Origin of the sequence: Phenylobacterium sp., from assembly GCF_035539035.1 — a bacterium.
Classification (GTDB): domain Bacteria; phylum Pseudomonadota; class Alphaproteobacteria; order Caulobacterales; family Caulobacteraceae; genus Phenylobacterium.
The window spans coordinates 51,549-66,131 of record NZ_DATLJI010000014.1 but is presented as its reverse complement, the minus strand read 5'-3'; the positions used below and the strand labels follow the sequence as shown (position 1 = coordinate 66,131).

At 71.8% G+C, this 14,583-nt stretch carries 15 protein-coding genes; 6 read left to right on the top strand and 9 right to left on the bottom strand.

Annotated elements, in window-relative coordinates; genetic code table 11:
* The first annotated feature begins 30 nt into the window (after positions 1-30).
* Complete coding sequence (locus tag VM685_RS09880) at positions 31-276, top strand: DUF4170 domain-containing protein (RefSeq protein ID WP_325459981.1); 246 nt, start codon at positions 31-33, stop codon at positions 274-276.
* A 21-nt stretch (positions 277-297) separates the two neighbouring features.
* Here the strand turns inward: VM685_RS09880 and VM685_RS09875 are convergent, their stop codons facing one another.
* Both VM685_RS09875 and VM685_RS09870 read right to left on the bottom strand, forming a co-directional pair.
* On the bottom strand, positions 298-516 hold the full coding sequence (locus VM685_RS09875; protein WP_325459980.1) for a hypothetical protein: 219 nt from the start codon (positions 514-516) through the stop codon (positions 298-300).
* A 59-nt stretch (positions 517-575) separates the two neighbouring features.
* Positions 576-1,259, bottom strand: a complete 684-nt coding sequence (locus tag VM685_RS09870) for a fused DSP-PTPase phosphatase/NAD kinase-like protein (RefSeq protein ID WP_325459979.1) — start codon at positions 1,257-1,259, stop codon at positions 576-578.
* 125 nt (positions 1,260-1,384) lie between these two features.
* Between VM685_RS09870 and VM685_RS09865 the strand changes: the two genes are divergently transcribed.
* Genes VM685_RS09865 through lpxK form a run of 5 tightly spaced genes read left to right on the top strand, consistent with a single transcriptional unit; the run spans position 1,385 to position 7,128 of the window.
* On the top strand, positions 1,385-3,157 hold the full coding sequence (locus tag VM685_RS09865) for an ABC transporter ATP-binding protein (protein ID WP_325459978.1): 1,773 nt from the start codon (positions 1,385-1,387) through the stop codon (positions 3,155-3,157).
* Positions 3,154-3,858 carry a lysophospholipid acyltransferase family protein gene (locus VM685_RS09860; RefSeq protein ID WP_325459977.1) on the top strand — a complete coding sequence of 235 codons (705 nt, stop codon included), beginning with the start codon at positions 3,154-3,156 and terminating at the stop codon, positions 3,856-3,858. Before VM685_RS09865 ends, VM685_RS09860 begins: the two co-directional genes overlap by 4 nt.
* Before the next feature lie 32 nt (positions 3,859-3,890).
* Positions 3,891-4,853, top strand: a complete 963-nt coding sequence (locus tag VM685_RS09855) for a cation diffusion facilitator family transporter (protein WP_325459976.1) — start codon at positions 3,891-3,893, stop codon at positions 4,851-4,853.
* Positions 4,850-6,124: a 3-deoxy-D-manno-octulosonic acid transferase gene (locus VM685_RS09850; protein ID WP_325459975.1), complete on the top strand. Its 1,275-nt coding sequence runs from the start codon at positions 4,850-4,852 to the stop codon at positions 6,122-6,124. The genes VM685_RS09855 and VM685_RS09850 overlap by 4 nt, the downstream gene beginning before the upstream one ends.
* Positions 6,121-7,128: a tetraacyldisaccharide 4'-kinase gene (gene lpxK, locus VM685_RS09845; RefSeq protein ID WP_325459974.1), complete on the top strand. Its 1,008-nt coding sequence runs from the start codon at positions 6,121-6,123 to the stop codon at positions 7,126-7,128. The genes VM685_RS09850 and lpxK overlap by 4 nt, the downstream gene beginning before the upstream one ends.
* On the opposite strand, the gene VM685_RS09840 is transcribed toward lpxK, so the two are convergent.
* The 7 genes from VM685_RS09840 to pstC all read right to left on the bottom strand — a co-directional run bounded on the left by VM685_RS09840 (position 7,125) and on the right by pstC (position 14,555).
* Positions 7,125-8,210 (bottom strand): phosphotransferase family protein, encoded by a 1,086-nt coding sequence (locus VM685_RS09840; protein ID WP_325459973.1) that lies wholly within the window; start codon positions 8,208-8,210, stop codon positions 7,125-7,127. The two genes, lpxK and VM685_RS09840, sit on opposite strands and share 4 nt — an antisense overlap.
* 67 nt (positions 8,211-8,277) lie before the next feature.
* Positions 8,278-9,549 carry a phosphoribosylamine--glycine ligase gene (gene purD / locus VM685_RS09835; RefSeq protein ID WP_325459972.1) on the bottom strand — a complete coding sequence of 424 codons (1,272 nt, stop codon included), beginning with the start codon at positions 9,547-9,549 and terminating at the stop codon, positions 8,278-8,280.
* A 40-nt stretch (positions 9,550-9,589) separates the two neighbouring features.
* Entirely contained in the window at positions 9,590-10,279 is a 690-nt protein-coding gene (gene phoB, locus VM685_RS09830) for a phosphate regulon transcriptional regulator PhoB (RefSeq protein ID WP_325459971.1), read from the bottom strand.
* 27 nt (positions 10,280-10,306) lie between these two features.
* Positions 10,307-10,999, bottom strand: a complete 693-nt coding sequence (phoU, locus tag VM685_RS09825; RefSeq protein WP_325459970.1) for a phosphate signaling complex protein PhoU — start codon at positions 10,997-10,999, stop codon at positions 10,307-10,309.
* Between the two features lie 10 nt (positions 11,000-11,009).
* Positions 11,010-11,822 carry a phosphate ABC transporter ATP-binding protein PstB gene (gene pstB / locus VM685_RS09820; RefSeq protein ID WP_325459969.1) on the bottom strand — a complete coding sequence of 271 codons (813 nt, stop codon included), beginning with the start codon at positions 11,820-11,822 and terminating at the stop codon, positions 11,010-11,012.
* A gap of 5 nt (positions 11,823-11,827) precedes the next feature.
* The gene (gene pstA, locus VM685_RS09815) at positions 11,828-13,129 is read right to left on the bottom strand and encodes a phosphate ABC transporter permease PstA (RefSeq protein ID WP_325459968.1); all 1,302 of its coding nucleotides are present in this window, start codon (positions 13,127-13,129) and stop codon (positions 11,828-11,830) included.
* Complete coding sequence (pstC, locus tag VM685_RS09810; RefSeq protein ID WP_325459967.1) at positions 13,122-14,555, bottom strand: phosphate ABC transporter permease subunit PstC; 1,434 nt, start codon at positions 14,553-14,555, stop codon at positions 13,122-13,124. The genes pstA and pstC overlap by 8 nt, the downstream gene beginning before the upstream one ends.
* Between the last annotated feature and the right edge of the window lie 28 nt (positions 14,556-14,583).

Here is a 14,583-nt window from a genome sequence, read left to right as displayed (position 1 = left end):
TCCAGCATTCCCGTTTCCAAGGTCCCCCAGATGCCCGACAAGCAGCTTCTGCACCTCGTCATCGGCGGCGAGCTCAAGTCCCTCGAAGGCGTGCCCGAGTTCCGCGACCTCACCAAGGTCGATCTCGTCGGCGCGTTTCCCAGCTACCAGGACGCCATGCGCGCCTGGCGGGCGAAGGCCCAGGAGACCGTCGACAACGCCCTGATGCGCTACTTCATCATCCACGCGCACCGGCTGCTGGACCCCGGCGCGGAGGCCGAGGACCACGAGCACTAGGCCAAGTGGGCCAGGGCGGCGTCAGGCGCGGTCGAGCTCCTCGACCAGCGCCCCGTCGCGCCAGACCTCGACCTTGCGGGAGCTCAGGTGCTCGCGGAGCAGGGCCGCCGCATGGCTGCGCACCATGGCCAGGTCGTCGGCGGCGTAGACGTCGACGAACGAGGCCACGCCGTCCGCCCGCACGCAGAGCAGGGTGTAGAAGTCTTCCGAGCTCTCGAGAGTCGCCGCGCCGTCGTCCATGGGGCTTATGCTCGCATGGAGACTATCGCCAGTCTGTCGGCTCTCCGACTTTTGATCGGTCATTCGCGGCGGAGCAGCTTCTCGGTCAGCACGCTGCCCAGCATGCCGGCCCGGAATTTCGCCTTCATGCCGGCGGGATCGTACATCGGGCTCTGCACCCACTCGAGGAAGCTCATCCCGGCGGGATCGCCCTCCTCCAGGTAGCGCTCGAAGGTGTAGTCCAGCACGCCCGTCTTGCCCTGCTTCACGTGCAGGTAGCGCAGGTGGAGCTGCTCCATGGCCTCGCGGATCGTCCTGCCCTTCCGGAAGTGCATGTAGAGCACGCTCATGATGCCCGCCCGGTCCGCGCCGGACTTGCAGTGCATCAGCGCCGGGTACTGGATGGTCTCGAACAGCCGCTTGGCGCCCAGCACCCGCTCGCGGCTCGGCACCTCGCGCGAGGTGATGGTGAAGTCCACCATGTCGAGGCCCAGCTTGGCGCAGGCGTCCTTCTCCAGCGCATGGAAGCTCGCGTCGAAGCCGCCGCGCAGGTTGATCACCGTCTTGATGCCGCGGTCCTTCCAGGCCTTCAGCTGGTGCGGCCAGGGCTGGTTCGCCCGCACCAGCTCCTCGCTGATCCAGTGGGCGTTGGAGAAGCCCAGCCGCAGGTAGGCGTGGTCGCGCCACAGGTAGTCGGCATAGGCCCGGATCCGGCCGCCGGCGGAGGAGAGGTCGAAGCCGTTGGGGACGGGATCGGAGGTCATGGGCGCTTAACTAGGCGTTCGCGGGCCGCTGCGGAAGCACTCCTCCCCCGATCTCGGGGAGGGGGACGGCGCCGCGCCGCCCCGCCCCGCTTGACTTCGATCCCGCATCGGCCGACCCCTCGGCCATGAGCGCGCCCGCCCCGCCCGAGCTTCCCGCCCGCGCCCTGGTGGGACGTGTGTGGCGCGTCTACATGGCGCCGCGCTGGAAGGGCTGGCTCACCGCCCTGGTCGCCGCCATCGCCGTGGCCGTGTTCTCCGCCGAGCTGATCCGGGTGCTGGAGCCGGCCGTCAACGACCTGATGGTCAACCACAAGCCCGGCGCCCTCGTGGCCCTGCCCCTCACCATCGCGCTCCTGGCGCTCGGCCGCGCCGTCGCCCAGATGATCCAGGCCTCCCTGGTCAACCGCATCGGCAACGGGGTGGTGGGCGACATCCAGGTGCAGCTGTTCGGCAAGCTGGTCCGCGCCGACCTGGCCCGCCTGCGCAGCCAGCATTCCGGCGCCTACGTCTCCTCGGTGCTCTACGACGCCGGCCTGATCCGCGAGGCGGCCACCGCCGGGGTCATCAACTACACCCAGCACCTGCTCACCGTGATCGGCGCGATCACCGTCATGGTCTCCAACGACATGACCCTGTCGCTGGTGCTGATCGCCGCCCTGCCGCTCTCCGGCTGGATCATGCGCCGGTTCTCCAAGCGCACGACGAAGGCGGCCAAGGGCGCCATGGCCGAGACCTCGGCGCTGTCCACGGCGATCATGGAGAGCCTGGACGGCATCCGGGTGGTGAAGATCGAGAACCGCGAGGCCTACGAGGAGCAGCGGGTCGCCGAGGTGGTCCGCCGCCGGCAGAACCACCTGGTGAAGGGCGCCAACGCCCGGGCCCGCGCCGCCCCGTCCACCGAGCTGGTCATGACCCTGATCACCGCCGCGGTGATCGCCTACGCCGGCTGGCGCTCCCAGGCCGGCGGCATGACGGTGGGCGCCTTCGTGGCCTTCATCGGCGCGCTGGGCCTGGCCTCCCAGTCCCTGCGCCAGCTCGCCAACCTGCAGACGGTGATGGCCGAGGGCATGTCCGCCGGCCGGCGCCTGTTCGCGGCCCTGGACGTGGAGCCGGAGGTCCGCGAACAACCCGGCGCGAGCCCGCTGCCCCGCTCGGAAGGGACCATCCGCTTTGAGGACGTGGGCTTCTCCTATGGCGGCGGGCCGCCCGCGCTCTCCGGGATCAGCTTCGAGGTGCGCCGCGGCGAGACCGTCGCCCTGGTCGGCCCGTCCGGCGGCGGCAAGACCACCATCCTCAACCTGATCCCGCGCTTCTACGACCCCACCGAGGGACGGGTGCTGATCGACGGCCGCGACCTGCGGGACGTGAAGCTGTCCTCCCTGCGCGGCCAGATCGCCCTGGTCACCCAGGAGCCCTTCCTGTTCGACGACACCATCCGCGCCAACATCTGCTACGCCCGGCCCGAGGCCAGCGCGGCGGAGGTCGAGCAGGCCGCCCGCGCCGCCGCGGCCCATGAGTTCATCGAGGCCCTGCCGCACGGCTACGACACCACCGTGGGCGAGGCCGGCGCCCGGCTCTCCGGCGGCCAGCGCCAGCGGATCGCCATCGCCCGCGCCTTCCTCAAGGACGCCCCGATCCTGCTGCTCGACGAGGCCACCAGCGCGCTGGACACCGAGAGCGAGGCCCAGGTGCAGGCGGCGCTCCGGCGGCTCATGGCCGGGCGCACCACCCTCCTGATCGCGCACCGGCTCTCCACCGTCCGCGGCGCCGACCGGATCTACGTCATTGACCGCGGCCGGATCGTCGAGACCGGCGACCACGACGCCCTGATGAAGAAGCGCGGCCTCTACGCGCGCCTGGCCAAGACCCAGGACCTGGAGGCGGAGACCGCCGCTTGAAGACGCTGCTGCGGAGCGACGGCGTCCAGGCCTTCCTGGGCTGGGTGCTGGGGACCTACCTGCGGATCGTGCTCGCGACCGTGCGCTGGCGGCACGAGAACCTGGGCTGCGTGGAGCCCGTGCTGGCCGGCGACAGCGGGGCCATCGCCCTCTTCTGGCACGGCCGTATCCCGCTCAGCCTGGCCACCGCGCCGCAATGGTGGCGCAAGCGCACGCGGGCCCTGGTCTCGCCCTCGGCCGACGGCGAATTCGTCGCCAAGGCCCTGGCCATGTCGGGCTTCCCCGCCATCCGCGCCTCCTCGGCCAAGAAGGGCGACTCGGCCAAGGCCAGGCAGGCCGTGGCCGCCATCCGCGAGGCGGTGGCCTGGGTTTCGGGCGGCGGCGCCCTGGTGGTCACGCCCGACGGGCCGCGGGGCCCCAACGAGGTGATCGCGCCGGGCGCCCTGCAGATCGCGCGACGCTCGGGCCAGCCGGTGTTCCTGATGGGCATCGCCGCCAACCCCGCCTGGCAGCTCAAGAACGCCTGGGACAAGGTGATGTTCGCCGCGCCCTTCGGCCGGGGCGCGGTGGTCTGGGAGGGGCCGCTGTTCGTGCCGGCCGACGCCGACGAGGCCCTCATCCAGGCGCTGATCGCCGACTGGTCCGCCCGCCTCTCCGCCGCCACCCGGCGGGCCGAGGCGCTGGTGGGCCGCGCGCATTGATCGCCGCGCTCGCGGGTGAGACATAGGCCCCGATGGCGCAGGCGCACGACCACCACGATCACCATGACCACGGGCCCGGCCATTCGCACGGCCACGGGCACGGACACCATCACCACCACGCGCCCGCCGACATGGGCCGCGCGTTCGCCATCGGCGTCGTGCTCAACACCGTCTTCGTCGTCGCCGAGGCGGGGGCCGGGATCTGGGCCGGCTCCATGGCCCTGTTGGCGGACGCCGGCCACAATCTCTCCGACGTCCTGTCGCTGATCCTGGCGTGGGGCGCGGCGGTGCTGGCCAGGCGCGCCCCGGCCGGCCGGCGCACCTACGGCCTGCGCAAGGCGACCATCCTGGCCTCGCTGGCCAACGCCGTCCTGCTGCTCGTCGCGGTGGGCGCCATCGTCTCCGAGGCCATCCACCGCCTGCGCGAGCCGGCCGACATCCAGACGGGCGTGGTCATGGCGACGGCGGCGCTGGGCGTGGTGATCAACACCGCCACCGCGCTCCTCTTCCTGCGCGGCCACGAGGACCTCAACGTCCGCGGCGCCTTCCTGCACATGGCGGCCGACGCCGCGGTCTCGCTCGCCGTGGTGGTGGGGGCGCTGGCGATCATGTGGACCGGCCGCCTGTGGATCGACCCGGCGCTCAGCCTGCTGATCGTGGCGGTCATCCTGCTGGGCACCTGGGGCCTGCTGCGCGATTCCGTCGACCTGGCGCTCGACGCCGCGCCCAAGGGCATCGACGTCGGCGCCGTGCGCGACTGGCTGGCCGCCCTGCCGGGCGTCGAGGAGGTCCACGACCTGCACATCTGGGCCATGAGCACGACCGAGACGGCGCTCACCGCCCATGTCGTCAGGCCGGCGAACGGCGACAACGACGCCTTCCTGCACCACGCGTGCGAGGGGCTCCACGAGCGCTTCAACATCGGCCACGCCACCCTGCAGGTGGAGACCGACGCGGACCATACCTGCCGGCTCGCGCCCGCCGAGGTGGTGTGACGAGCGTCCGCCCCACCCTGCCGCTGGCCCTTTACCGGGCCGCGACGAGCCTCCTCCAGCCGCTCGCGCCGGCCGTGCTCCGCCGCCGCGCGGCGCTGGGCAAGGAGGACCCCGGCCGCCTCGGCGAGCGGCTGGGCCGCGCCGGACGCCCTCGGCCCGACGGCCCGCTCGTCTGGCTGCACGGGGTGAGCGTCGGCGAAACCCAGTCGCTGCTTCCCCTGGTGGACGCGCTGCGCGCCCGCCGGCCCAGCGTCACCCTGCTGGTCACCTCAGGCACGGTGACCTCCGCCGCCCTGCTGGCGCGGCGGCTGCCGGAAGGGGTGATCCATCAGTTCGCGCCGGTCGACACCCCCGCGGCCGTTCGCCGGTTCCTGGACCATTGGCGGCCGGATCTCGGCCTGCTGGTCGAGAGCGAGCTGTGGCCCAACCTGATCACCGCCGCCCGGGCCCGCGGCGCGCCGCTGGCCCTGCTCTCCGCGCGCATCACGGAGGCGAGCGCCAGGAACTGGGCCCGCGCGCCGGCCACGGCGCGCGTCCTGCTCGGCGCCTTCGATCTGGTGCTGCCGCAGGACGAGGCGACGGAGACCCGGCTGGCCCGGCTCGGCGCCCCGCTCGGCCCGCGCCTGAACCTCAAGCTGGTGGGCGAGCCCCTGCCCTTCGATCCGGCCGAGCTCGCCCGGCTGCGGGCCGCCGTGGCCGGTCGCCAGGTGGTGCTCGCGGCCAGCACCCATCCCGGCGAGGAGGCCCCGATCGCCGACGCGGTCGTCCGCGCCGGGACGGAGCACGCGCCGCTGCTGGTTCTGGCGCCCCGGCATCCCGACCGCGCGGAGGAGATCGCCCGCGACCTCGCGGGTCGCCGGCTGGCCCGCCGCTCGCTGGGCCAGTCCATAGCCGTCGACACCGAGATCTATCTCGCCGACACCCTGGGCGAGCTCGGCCTCCTGTTCGAACTCGCCGACGTGGTGGTGATGGGCGGCAGCTTCGCGCCGGGGATCGGCGGCCACAATCCGCTGGAGCCCGCCCGCCATGGCAAGCCCATCCTCACCGGCCCGCACGCCTTCAACGCCGCCGACGTCTACCGGGAGATGTTCGAGGAGGTCGCCGCCATCGAGGCGGCCGACTTCGACGCCCTGGCGCGCCATGTTGGCGGCCTGCTGACCTATCCCGCCATCGCCCGGCGCGTGGGCGAGGCGGCGCTCGCCTACGCCGAACGGCAGGGCCAGGCGCTCGACGGGGCGATGGCCCGCCTCGAACCCCTGCTGCCGGCATGAAGCTGGAGACGCCCCGCTGGTGGTATGCGCGCGACCGGCAGGTCATGCCGGTGACGCGGGCCCTGCTGACGCCGCTTTCCTGGATCTGGGCGGCGGCCACGGCGCGTCGCATCGCCCGCGCCGAGCCGGCCGACCCCGGCGTTCCGGTGATCTGCGTCGGCAACGTCACCATGGGCGGCGCGGGCAAGACGCCGGTGGTGCGCGAGGTGGCCCGCCGCCTCGCCGCACGCGGCCGCGCCGTCCACCTGCTGTCGCGGGGCTACGGGGGCCGGCTCACGGGTCCGGTGCGCGTCGACCCCGAGGTCCACACCGCCGCCGACGTGGGCGACGAGCCGCTGATGCTGGCCCGCGACTTCCCGGTCTGGGTCGCGCGCGACCGGGCGGCGGGCGCCGCGGCTGCAGCGGCGGCCGGCGCGCAAGCCGTCGTCATGGACGACGGCCACCAGAACCCGTCGGTGCGGAAGGCCCTCTCCCTCGTGGTGGTGGACGGCGAGACCCGCGGCGAGGAGTGGCCGTTCGGCGACGGACGGGTGTTCCCCGCCGGCCCCATGCGCGAGCCGCTGGCCCGGGGGCTTTCCCGCGCCGACGCCGCCGTGATCCTGCTGCCGGCCGACCTGCCGCTGGCCGAGCCCGACCTCGTCCGCGCCCTGAAGGCGGTTCCGGTGCTCGCCGCCCACTTGCAGGCGGCCGTCGCGCCGCCGACCGGGCCGCAGGTGGGCTTCGCCGGCGTGGGCAAGCCCTGGAAAGTGGAGCGGGCCCTGAAGGCCGCCGGCTGCGAACTCGCCGACTTCGCGCCGTTTCCAGACCACTTCGCCTATGACGAGGCGACCCTGCAGCGCCTGGCCGACCGCGCCGCCCAGTTCGGCGCGGGGCTCGTCACCACCGAGAAGGACTGGGTCCGCCTGCCGCCCGCCTGGCGCGCCCGCGTCACCGCCTGGCCCGTCCGCGCCGCCTTCGACAACGAAGCCGCCCTCGACGCCCTGCTGGCGAGGATCGGCCTCTAGGCGGTCGCGCCGGCCTTTTCGGCGTAGGCCCAGCTCATCTTCGCCAGCGCCTCGACCCGCGGGGCCATGTTGGCCGCGTCCGGGTGATTGGCGGTGCCGTCGCGGACCCGTCCGAGGATGCCCTGCAGGATGCCCACCAGACGGAAGGCGTTGTACGAGAAGAACCAGTTGAGGTCGTGGATCCCGGTGCGGCCGGTCAGGCTGCAGTAGTAGTCCACCGCCTGGTCCAGGGTCGGGATGCCGTGGGCCTTGAGGTCCGGGATCGTCGAGATGGTCCCGTTGATCCAGTTCATCAGCACATAGGTGAAGTCGGCCAGCGGCTCGCCCAGCGTGCCGAGCTCCCAGTCCAGCACCGCCACCACCCTGGGCTCGGTCGGGTGGAAGATCATGTTGTCGAGGCGATAGTCGCCGTGGACGATCGAGGTCCGCTCCTGGGCCGGAACGGTCTTCGGCAGCCACTCGATGAGCCGTTCGACCTCAGGAATGTGGACCGTCTCGGAGGCCTTGTACTGCTTGGTCCAGCGGTCGACCTGGCGGGCCATGTAGTTGCCCGGCTTGCCGTAGTCCTCGAGGCCGACGGCCACGTAGTCGGTGTTGTGCAGGTCGGCCAGCGTCTTAATCTTCGCCTTGAAGATCGCGTTGCGCTCCGCCGGCTGGCACTGCGGCAGGCTCTGGTCCCAGAGCACCCGCCCCTCGACCATGTCCATCACGTAGAACCAGGTGCCGATGACGCTGTCGTCGGTGCACAGGCCGTAGGGCTTGGCCACGGGGAAGCCGGTGGGATGCAGCGCGCTGATCACCCGGAACTCGCGGTCCACGGCGTGCGCCGACGGCAGCAGCTTGCCCGGCGGCTTGCGGCGCAGGACGTACTTCTTGCCGGGCGTGATCAGCTGGTAGGTCGGGTTGGACTGGCCGCCCTTGAACTGGCGGACCTCCAGGGGTCCGGCGTAGCCCTCGACGTTGGCGTGCATCCAGCGCTCGAGCGAGGCCTCGTCGAAGCGGTGGGACTCGGCGACCGGCTTCGTGCCGGTGTTGGCCTGCTCCCGCGCCTGTTCGGCGGCGATGTCCGTGGCGACGGCCATGGCGCTCCCTCTCTCTTACGCTTGTTTGAATCCACCTTACCGGCCGGCCGGCAAGGGCGGCAAGGCGCTACCGCGCCAGGGCGCGCCAGCCGATGTCGGTGCGGTGGAAGCCTTCGGGCCAATCGATGGACGCCACGGCGCCGTAGGCCTTCTCCCGCGCCTCGGCGAGGTCGGCGCCCACCGCGCAGACGTTGAGCGCCCGGCCGGATCCGGCCCTGAGCAGCCCGTCCTCGCCCGTCGAGGTGCCGGCGTGGAACACCACCACGTCGGGCCCGAAGTCCGCATCGGCGCCGCGGATCACGCTGCCGGCCTCGGCCTTCCCCGGATAGCCCTGCGTCGCCAGCACCACGCACACGGCGTGTTCGTCCCGCCAGCGCGGGGCCGGCATCTCGTGCAGCCGGCCGGTGGCGCAGGCCATCAGGTAGGGGACGATGTCGCTCTCCAGGCGCAGCATCAGCACCTGGCATTCCGGGTCGCCGAAGCGGGCGTTGAACTCCACGAGCTTCGGCCCGTCGCGGGTCGCCATCAGCTCCACGAACAGCACGCCGCGGTAGGGCGCGCCCTCCCGCGCGATGCCCTTGAACGCCGGCTCCACCAGCCGCTCGCGGACCTCCTCCACCAGGTCCCAGGTGAACACCGGCGCCGGCGAATAGGTGCCCATGCCGCCGGTGTTGGGGCCCTCCTCGCCGTCGAAGGCGCGCTTGTGGTCCTGCGCCCAGCCGAACACCATCGAGGAGCGCCCGTCGCCGAGCGCGAACAGCGAGCCGATCTCGCCCTCAAGGTACTCCTCCAGCACGATGGTCTGGCCGGCCGAGCCGAAGCCCCCGCCGAAGGCGTCGTCGATCGCCGCCTCCGCCGCCGCCCGGTCCTGGGCGATCACCACGCCCTTGCCCGCCGCCAGGCCGTCGGCCTTGACCACATAGGGCGGCTCGAAGTCGTCCAGCGCCGCCTTCGCCGCGGGCGCGTCCTCGCAGATCCGGTACCGGGCCGTCGGGATGTGGTGGCGCTCGGCGAAGGCCTTGGTGAAGGCCTTGGAGGATTCCAGCCGCCCCGCCGCCGCCGTCGGCCCGAAGCAGGGGATCCCGGCCTCTTCCAGCGCGTCGGCCAGGCCCGCCTCGATCGCCAGCTCGGGGCCGATCACCACCAGGTCGGCGGCCATCTCCTTGGCCAGCTGGACCAGCCGCGCCACCTCGGTGGGTTTCCACTCCGCCAGCTCGCACACCTTGGCCATGCCCGGATTGCCCGGCGAGGCCACCAGCCGCTTCACCAGCGGCGACTGCGCGATCTTCCACGCGAGCGCATGTTCGCGCCCGCCCGAGCCCACGAGGAGGATGTTCATGGACCGGCGCTTTCGCCCGCGCCGGGCCCGCGGTCAAGGATCAGGCGTCGACGTCCAGCGAATAGCCCGCCGAGCGCACCGTGCGGATCGGGTCGCCGCCGTCCGACGCGCCCAGCGCCTTGCGCAGCCGGCCGATGTGCACGTCCACCGTGCGGACCTCCACATAGACGTCCGAGCCCCACACCGCGTCCAGCAGCTGCTCGCGGGAGAACACCCGGCCCGGGTGCTGCATGAAGTGGTCGAGCAGCCGGAACTCGGTGGGGCCCAGGTGGACCTCCTTGCCGCTGCGCTTCACCCGGTGGGCCACCCGGTCCATGACGATGTCGCCGCAGCGCACCCGGTCCTCGGCCAGGCCCGGCCGCAGCCGGCGCAGCACCGCGCGGATCCGCGCCGCCAGCTCGGTCATCGAGAACGGCTTGACCACATAGTCGTCGGCCCCGGTGTCGAGGCCGCGGATGCGGTCGGTCTCCTCGCCTCTCGCGGTCAGCATGATGATCGGCACGTTGCGCGCCTCGGGCCGCTGGCGGATACGCCGGCAGACCTCGATCCCGGAGACCTTCGGCAGCATCCAGTCGAGCACGATCAGGTCCGGCAGCCGCTCGTCGACGAGCAGCAGGGCCTCCTCGCCGTCGCCGGCGACGGCCACGTCGTAGCCCTCCTTCTCGAGGTTGTACTGCAGGAGGGTGGAGAGGCTGTCCTCGTCCTCCACCACCAGGATATGCGGCTGCAACGGCGTCTCTCCGTCAGGCTTGCGAGTCTAGGCTTTCAGGGCGTCGGTCTTGGGCCTCGCCTGGCCCATCTCCTCGCCGGTGATCTCGTAGGAGACCATCTCGGCGATGTTGGTGGCGTGGTCGCCGATCCGCTCGAGGTTCTTGGCCACGAACAGCATGTGGGCGCAGGCGGTGATCGTGCGGGGGTCGCCCATCATGTAGGTGAGCAGCTCCCGGAACAGGCTGTTGTAGTGCTCGTCCACCTCGTCGTCCTGCGACCAGACGGCGAGCGCGCGCTCCAGGTCCGAGCGGGTGTAGGCGTCCAGCACCGCCTTCAGCCGGGTGAGCACCAGCTTGCCCAGCCGCTCCAGCGACCGGGTCAGCGGCGTCATCGGCTCGGACTCGACGATCACCAGCGTCCGCTTGGCGATGTTCTTGGCCAGGTCGCCGGTGCGCTCCAGCTCGCCCGCGATCTTCATCGCCGCCACCGTGCGGCGCAGGTCGTTGGCCATGGGTTGGCGCAGGGCGATCAGCCGGATCGCCTTGCGCTCGATGTCCTGCTGCAGCTGGTCGAGCTGCTCGTCGCGCTCCACCAGCGACGAGGCCAGCCCCTGGTCGCGCTTGACCACCGCCTGGATAGAATCGGCCACCTGCGCCTCGGCCAGCCCGCCCATCCGGGCGCACTCGGCGGTCAGGGTGTTCAGCTCGTCCTCGAAGGACTTGACGATGTGCTCGTGCATGGGCGTGTCCTCAGCCGAACCGGCCGGTGATGTAGTCCTGGGTGCGGCTGTCCCGCGGGTTGGTGAAGATCTCGTCCGTCGGCCCGGTCTCCACCAGCTTGCCCAGGTGGAAGAAGGCGGTCTTCTGCGACACCCGCGCGGCCTGGGCCATGGAGTGGGTGACGATGACGATGCAGTACTCCTGCTTCAGCTCGTCCATCAGCTCCTCGACCTTGGCCGTGGCGATGGGGTCCAGGGCCGAGCAGGGCTCGTCCATCAGGATCACCTCGGGGTTCACGGCGATGGCGCGGGCGATCACCAGCCGCTGCTGCTGGCCGCCGGAGAGGCCGGTGCCGGGCTGGTGCAGCCGGTCGGCCACCTCGTTCCACAGGCCGGCCCGCTTCAGCGAGGTCTCGACGATGCCCTCGATCTCCGACTTCGAGGACGCCAGGCCGTGGATGCGCGGCCCATAGGCGACGTTCTCGAAGATGCTCTTCGGGAAGGGGTTGGGCTTCTGGAACACCATGCCCACCCGGGCGCGCAGCAGGACGGGGTCCAGGCTGCGGTCGTTCACGTCCTCGCCGTCGAGCTCGATCCGGCCGCTGACGCGGGCCCCCGGGATGGTGTCGTTCATCCGGTTGATGCAGCGCAGGAAGGTGGACTTGCCGCAGCCCGAGGGGCCGATGAGCGCGGTCACCGCCCGCTCGGGCACGTCGAGCGAGACGTCGAACAGCGCCTGCTTGTCGCCGTAGAAGACGTTCACGTCGCGGGCGCGCAGCTTCACCGGGCCGCCCGCGGGCGAGGCCTTCGGCGCGTCGAGGGTGATGTGGGGATTGACGTTCATGGCGCTCACCAGCGGCGTTCGAATTTGCGGCGCAGCAGGATGGCCGCGAGGTTCATGACGATCATGAAGACGAGGAGGACGATGATCGCCGCGGCGGTGCGCTCGTGGAACGCCCGCTCCGAGGCGTTCTCCCAGATGAACACCTGCACCGGCAGCACCGTGGCCGATTCCGTGAAGCCGCCGGGCACGCCGGGCACGAAGGAGACCATGCCGATCATCAGCAGCGGCGCGGTCTCGCCGAGCGCATGCGCCAGGCTGAGGATGGCGCCGGTCATCACGCCCGGCATGGCCAGCGGCAGGACGTGGTGGAAGACCGTCTGGGTCTTCGACGCGCCGACGCCCAGCGCGGCCTCGCGGATCGACGGCGGGACGGCCTTCAGCGCCGAGCGGGTGGCGATGATCACCGTCGGCAGGGCCATCAGCGCCAGCACCAGTCCGCCCACCAGGGGCGAGGAGCGCGGCACGGCCAGCCAGTTGATGAACACCGCCAGGCCCAGGAGGCCGTAGACGATGGAGGGCACGGCCGCGAGGTTGTTGATGTTCACCTCGATCAGGTCGGTCCAGCGGTTCTTCGGCGCGAACTCCTCGAGGTAGACCGCCGCCAGCATGCCGATCGGCACCGCCAGGGTCGCGGTGACCAGCAGCATCAGGGCCGAACCCACCACCGCGCCCAGCACGCCCGCCTGCTCCGGCTCCGTGGAGTCCGACTTGGTCAGGAAGCCGATGTTGAAGCCGGACGAGACCATGCCCTGCGCCCGCAGCTTGTCCAGCCAGGCGAGCTGCTGGTCGTCCAGCTTGCGGTCGGCCTCGACCGTGCCCCGCTCGATCTCGCCCTTGTAGTAGAGCGCCGCGTCCGCCCGCACCGGGCCGGTCACCGTGATGGTCTTGCCGATCAGGCCGGGGTCGGCGCGGACCTTGTCCAGCACCTGGAAGCCGAGGTCGTTGGACACCAGCGCCATGACCTTGCCCGAGGTGCGGCCGAACTCGTCGTCCTGCTCGCCCAGCTTCGCCAGCACCGCCTGGGCCACCATCAGGTCGTAGTTGGCCCCGGTGATGTCGCCGGCGTTCACCCGCGCCGGGTCGACGTAGACCGGCACGGACATCCGGTAGTCCACGAAGGTGGAGTAGCCCTGCAGGCCGATCCGGCCGAGCAGTATGGCCAGGAACGAGAGCGCCACCAGGATGGCCGCGCGGCCATACCAGCGGAACCGCATCTCCTGGGCGCGCCGGGTCTTCAGCCGCGCCTCGAGCGCGCTGCGCCGGACGGCGGGGTCGACCCCCGCCTTGGGGAGGGCCGCGTCAGTCATACTGTTCCCGGTATTTCTGCACGATGCGCAGGGCGATGACGTTGAGGACCAGGGTCACGCCGAACAGCGCCAGGCCCAGCCCGAAGGCGGAAAGTGTCTTCGGGCTGTCGAACTCCTGGTCCCCGGTCAGCAAGGTGACGATCTGCACGGTCACCGTGGTCACGGTGTCCAGCGGGTTGAGCGTGGTCTTGGCCTGCAGGCCGGCGGCCATGGTGACGATCATCGTCTCGCCCACGGCGCGGGAGACGGCCAGCAGCAGCGCCCCCATGATCCCCGGCAGGGCGGCCGGCAGGACCACCTTCTTCACCGTCTCGGAGCGGGTCGCGCCCATGGCCAGGCTGCCGTCGCGCAGGCTCTGCGGCACGGCGTTGAGGATGTCGTCCGACAGCGAGGAGACGAACGGGATCAGCATGATCCCCATCACCGCCCCAGCCACCAGCGCCATCTGGTTCTGCACCTGGGCCAGGTAGAGGCCGAGGCCGTTCAGCGGCCCGCCGATCATCTGCTCGCCGATCCCGTTGAAGAAGCCGCGGAACAGCGGCCCCACGGTGAGCGCGGCGAAGAAGCCGTAGACCACGGTGGGCACGCCCGCGAGGATCTCCAGCAGCGGCTTGACCACCGCCCGCGTCCAGCCGCCGGCGTACTCCGAGAGGTAGATGGCCGAGAACAGGCCCACCGGCGCGGCCACCGCCATGGCGATCAGCATGATCAGGAAGGTGCCGGCGAACAGCGGCACGGCGCCGAACGCCCCCTTGGCCGCCACCTGGTCGGCGCGCATGGCGATCTGCGGGTCCCAGGTGGTTCCGAACAGGAAGTCGAGCGGCGAAATGGACTGGAAGAAGCGGGCGCTCTCGAAGACCAGGGAGGCCACGATGCCGACGGTGGTCAGCACGGCCACCACGGAGCAGGCGACCAGCAGGCCGGCGATCCAGCCCTCAACGCGGTTGCGGGCCCGGAACTCCGGCGTCAGGCGGCGGTAGGCGAACACGAAACCACCGGCCGCCAGCAGGGCGGCGAGCGCCAGCGTTCCCAGCCGCATCGACTGGGCGATGCCCTGCGCCTCCGAGGCCTTGCCGGCGAGCGCCGCCTGGGCGGCCGGGTCGTAGAGGGTCTCGCTGCGCTGCGCCCCGCGGGCGACGGCGCGGGCGTCGTCGAAGAACACGTCCTGCTGGGCCGGCGTCATCTGCGCCACGGCGGCCGGGGTGTCGGCCCGCAGCAGCGCCTGTTCGGCCCGGCCCGCGAAGCCGCCGTGGAGCGCCAGCAGGAGGAGCGCCGGGACGGCGGTCCAGAGCGCCACATAGGCGCCGTGGTAGCCCGGCCGCGAGTGCGGGCGCGACCCGGCCTGCGCCGTCAGCCGACGCCGGCCGAGCACGTAGGTCACCGCCGAGAAGAGGACGAGCGCCGCCAGTGCGGCCCAGGTGATCATGCGGGTCTGGCCTCCCCCAGGGCCACTG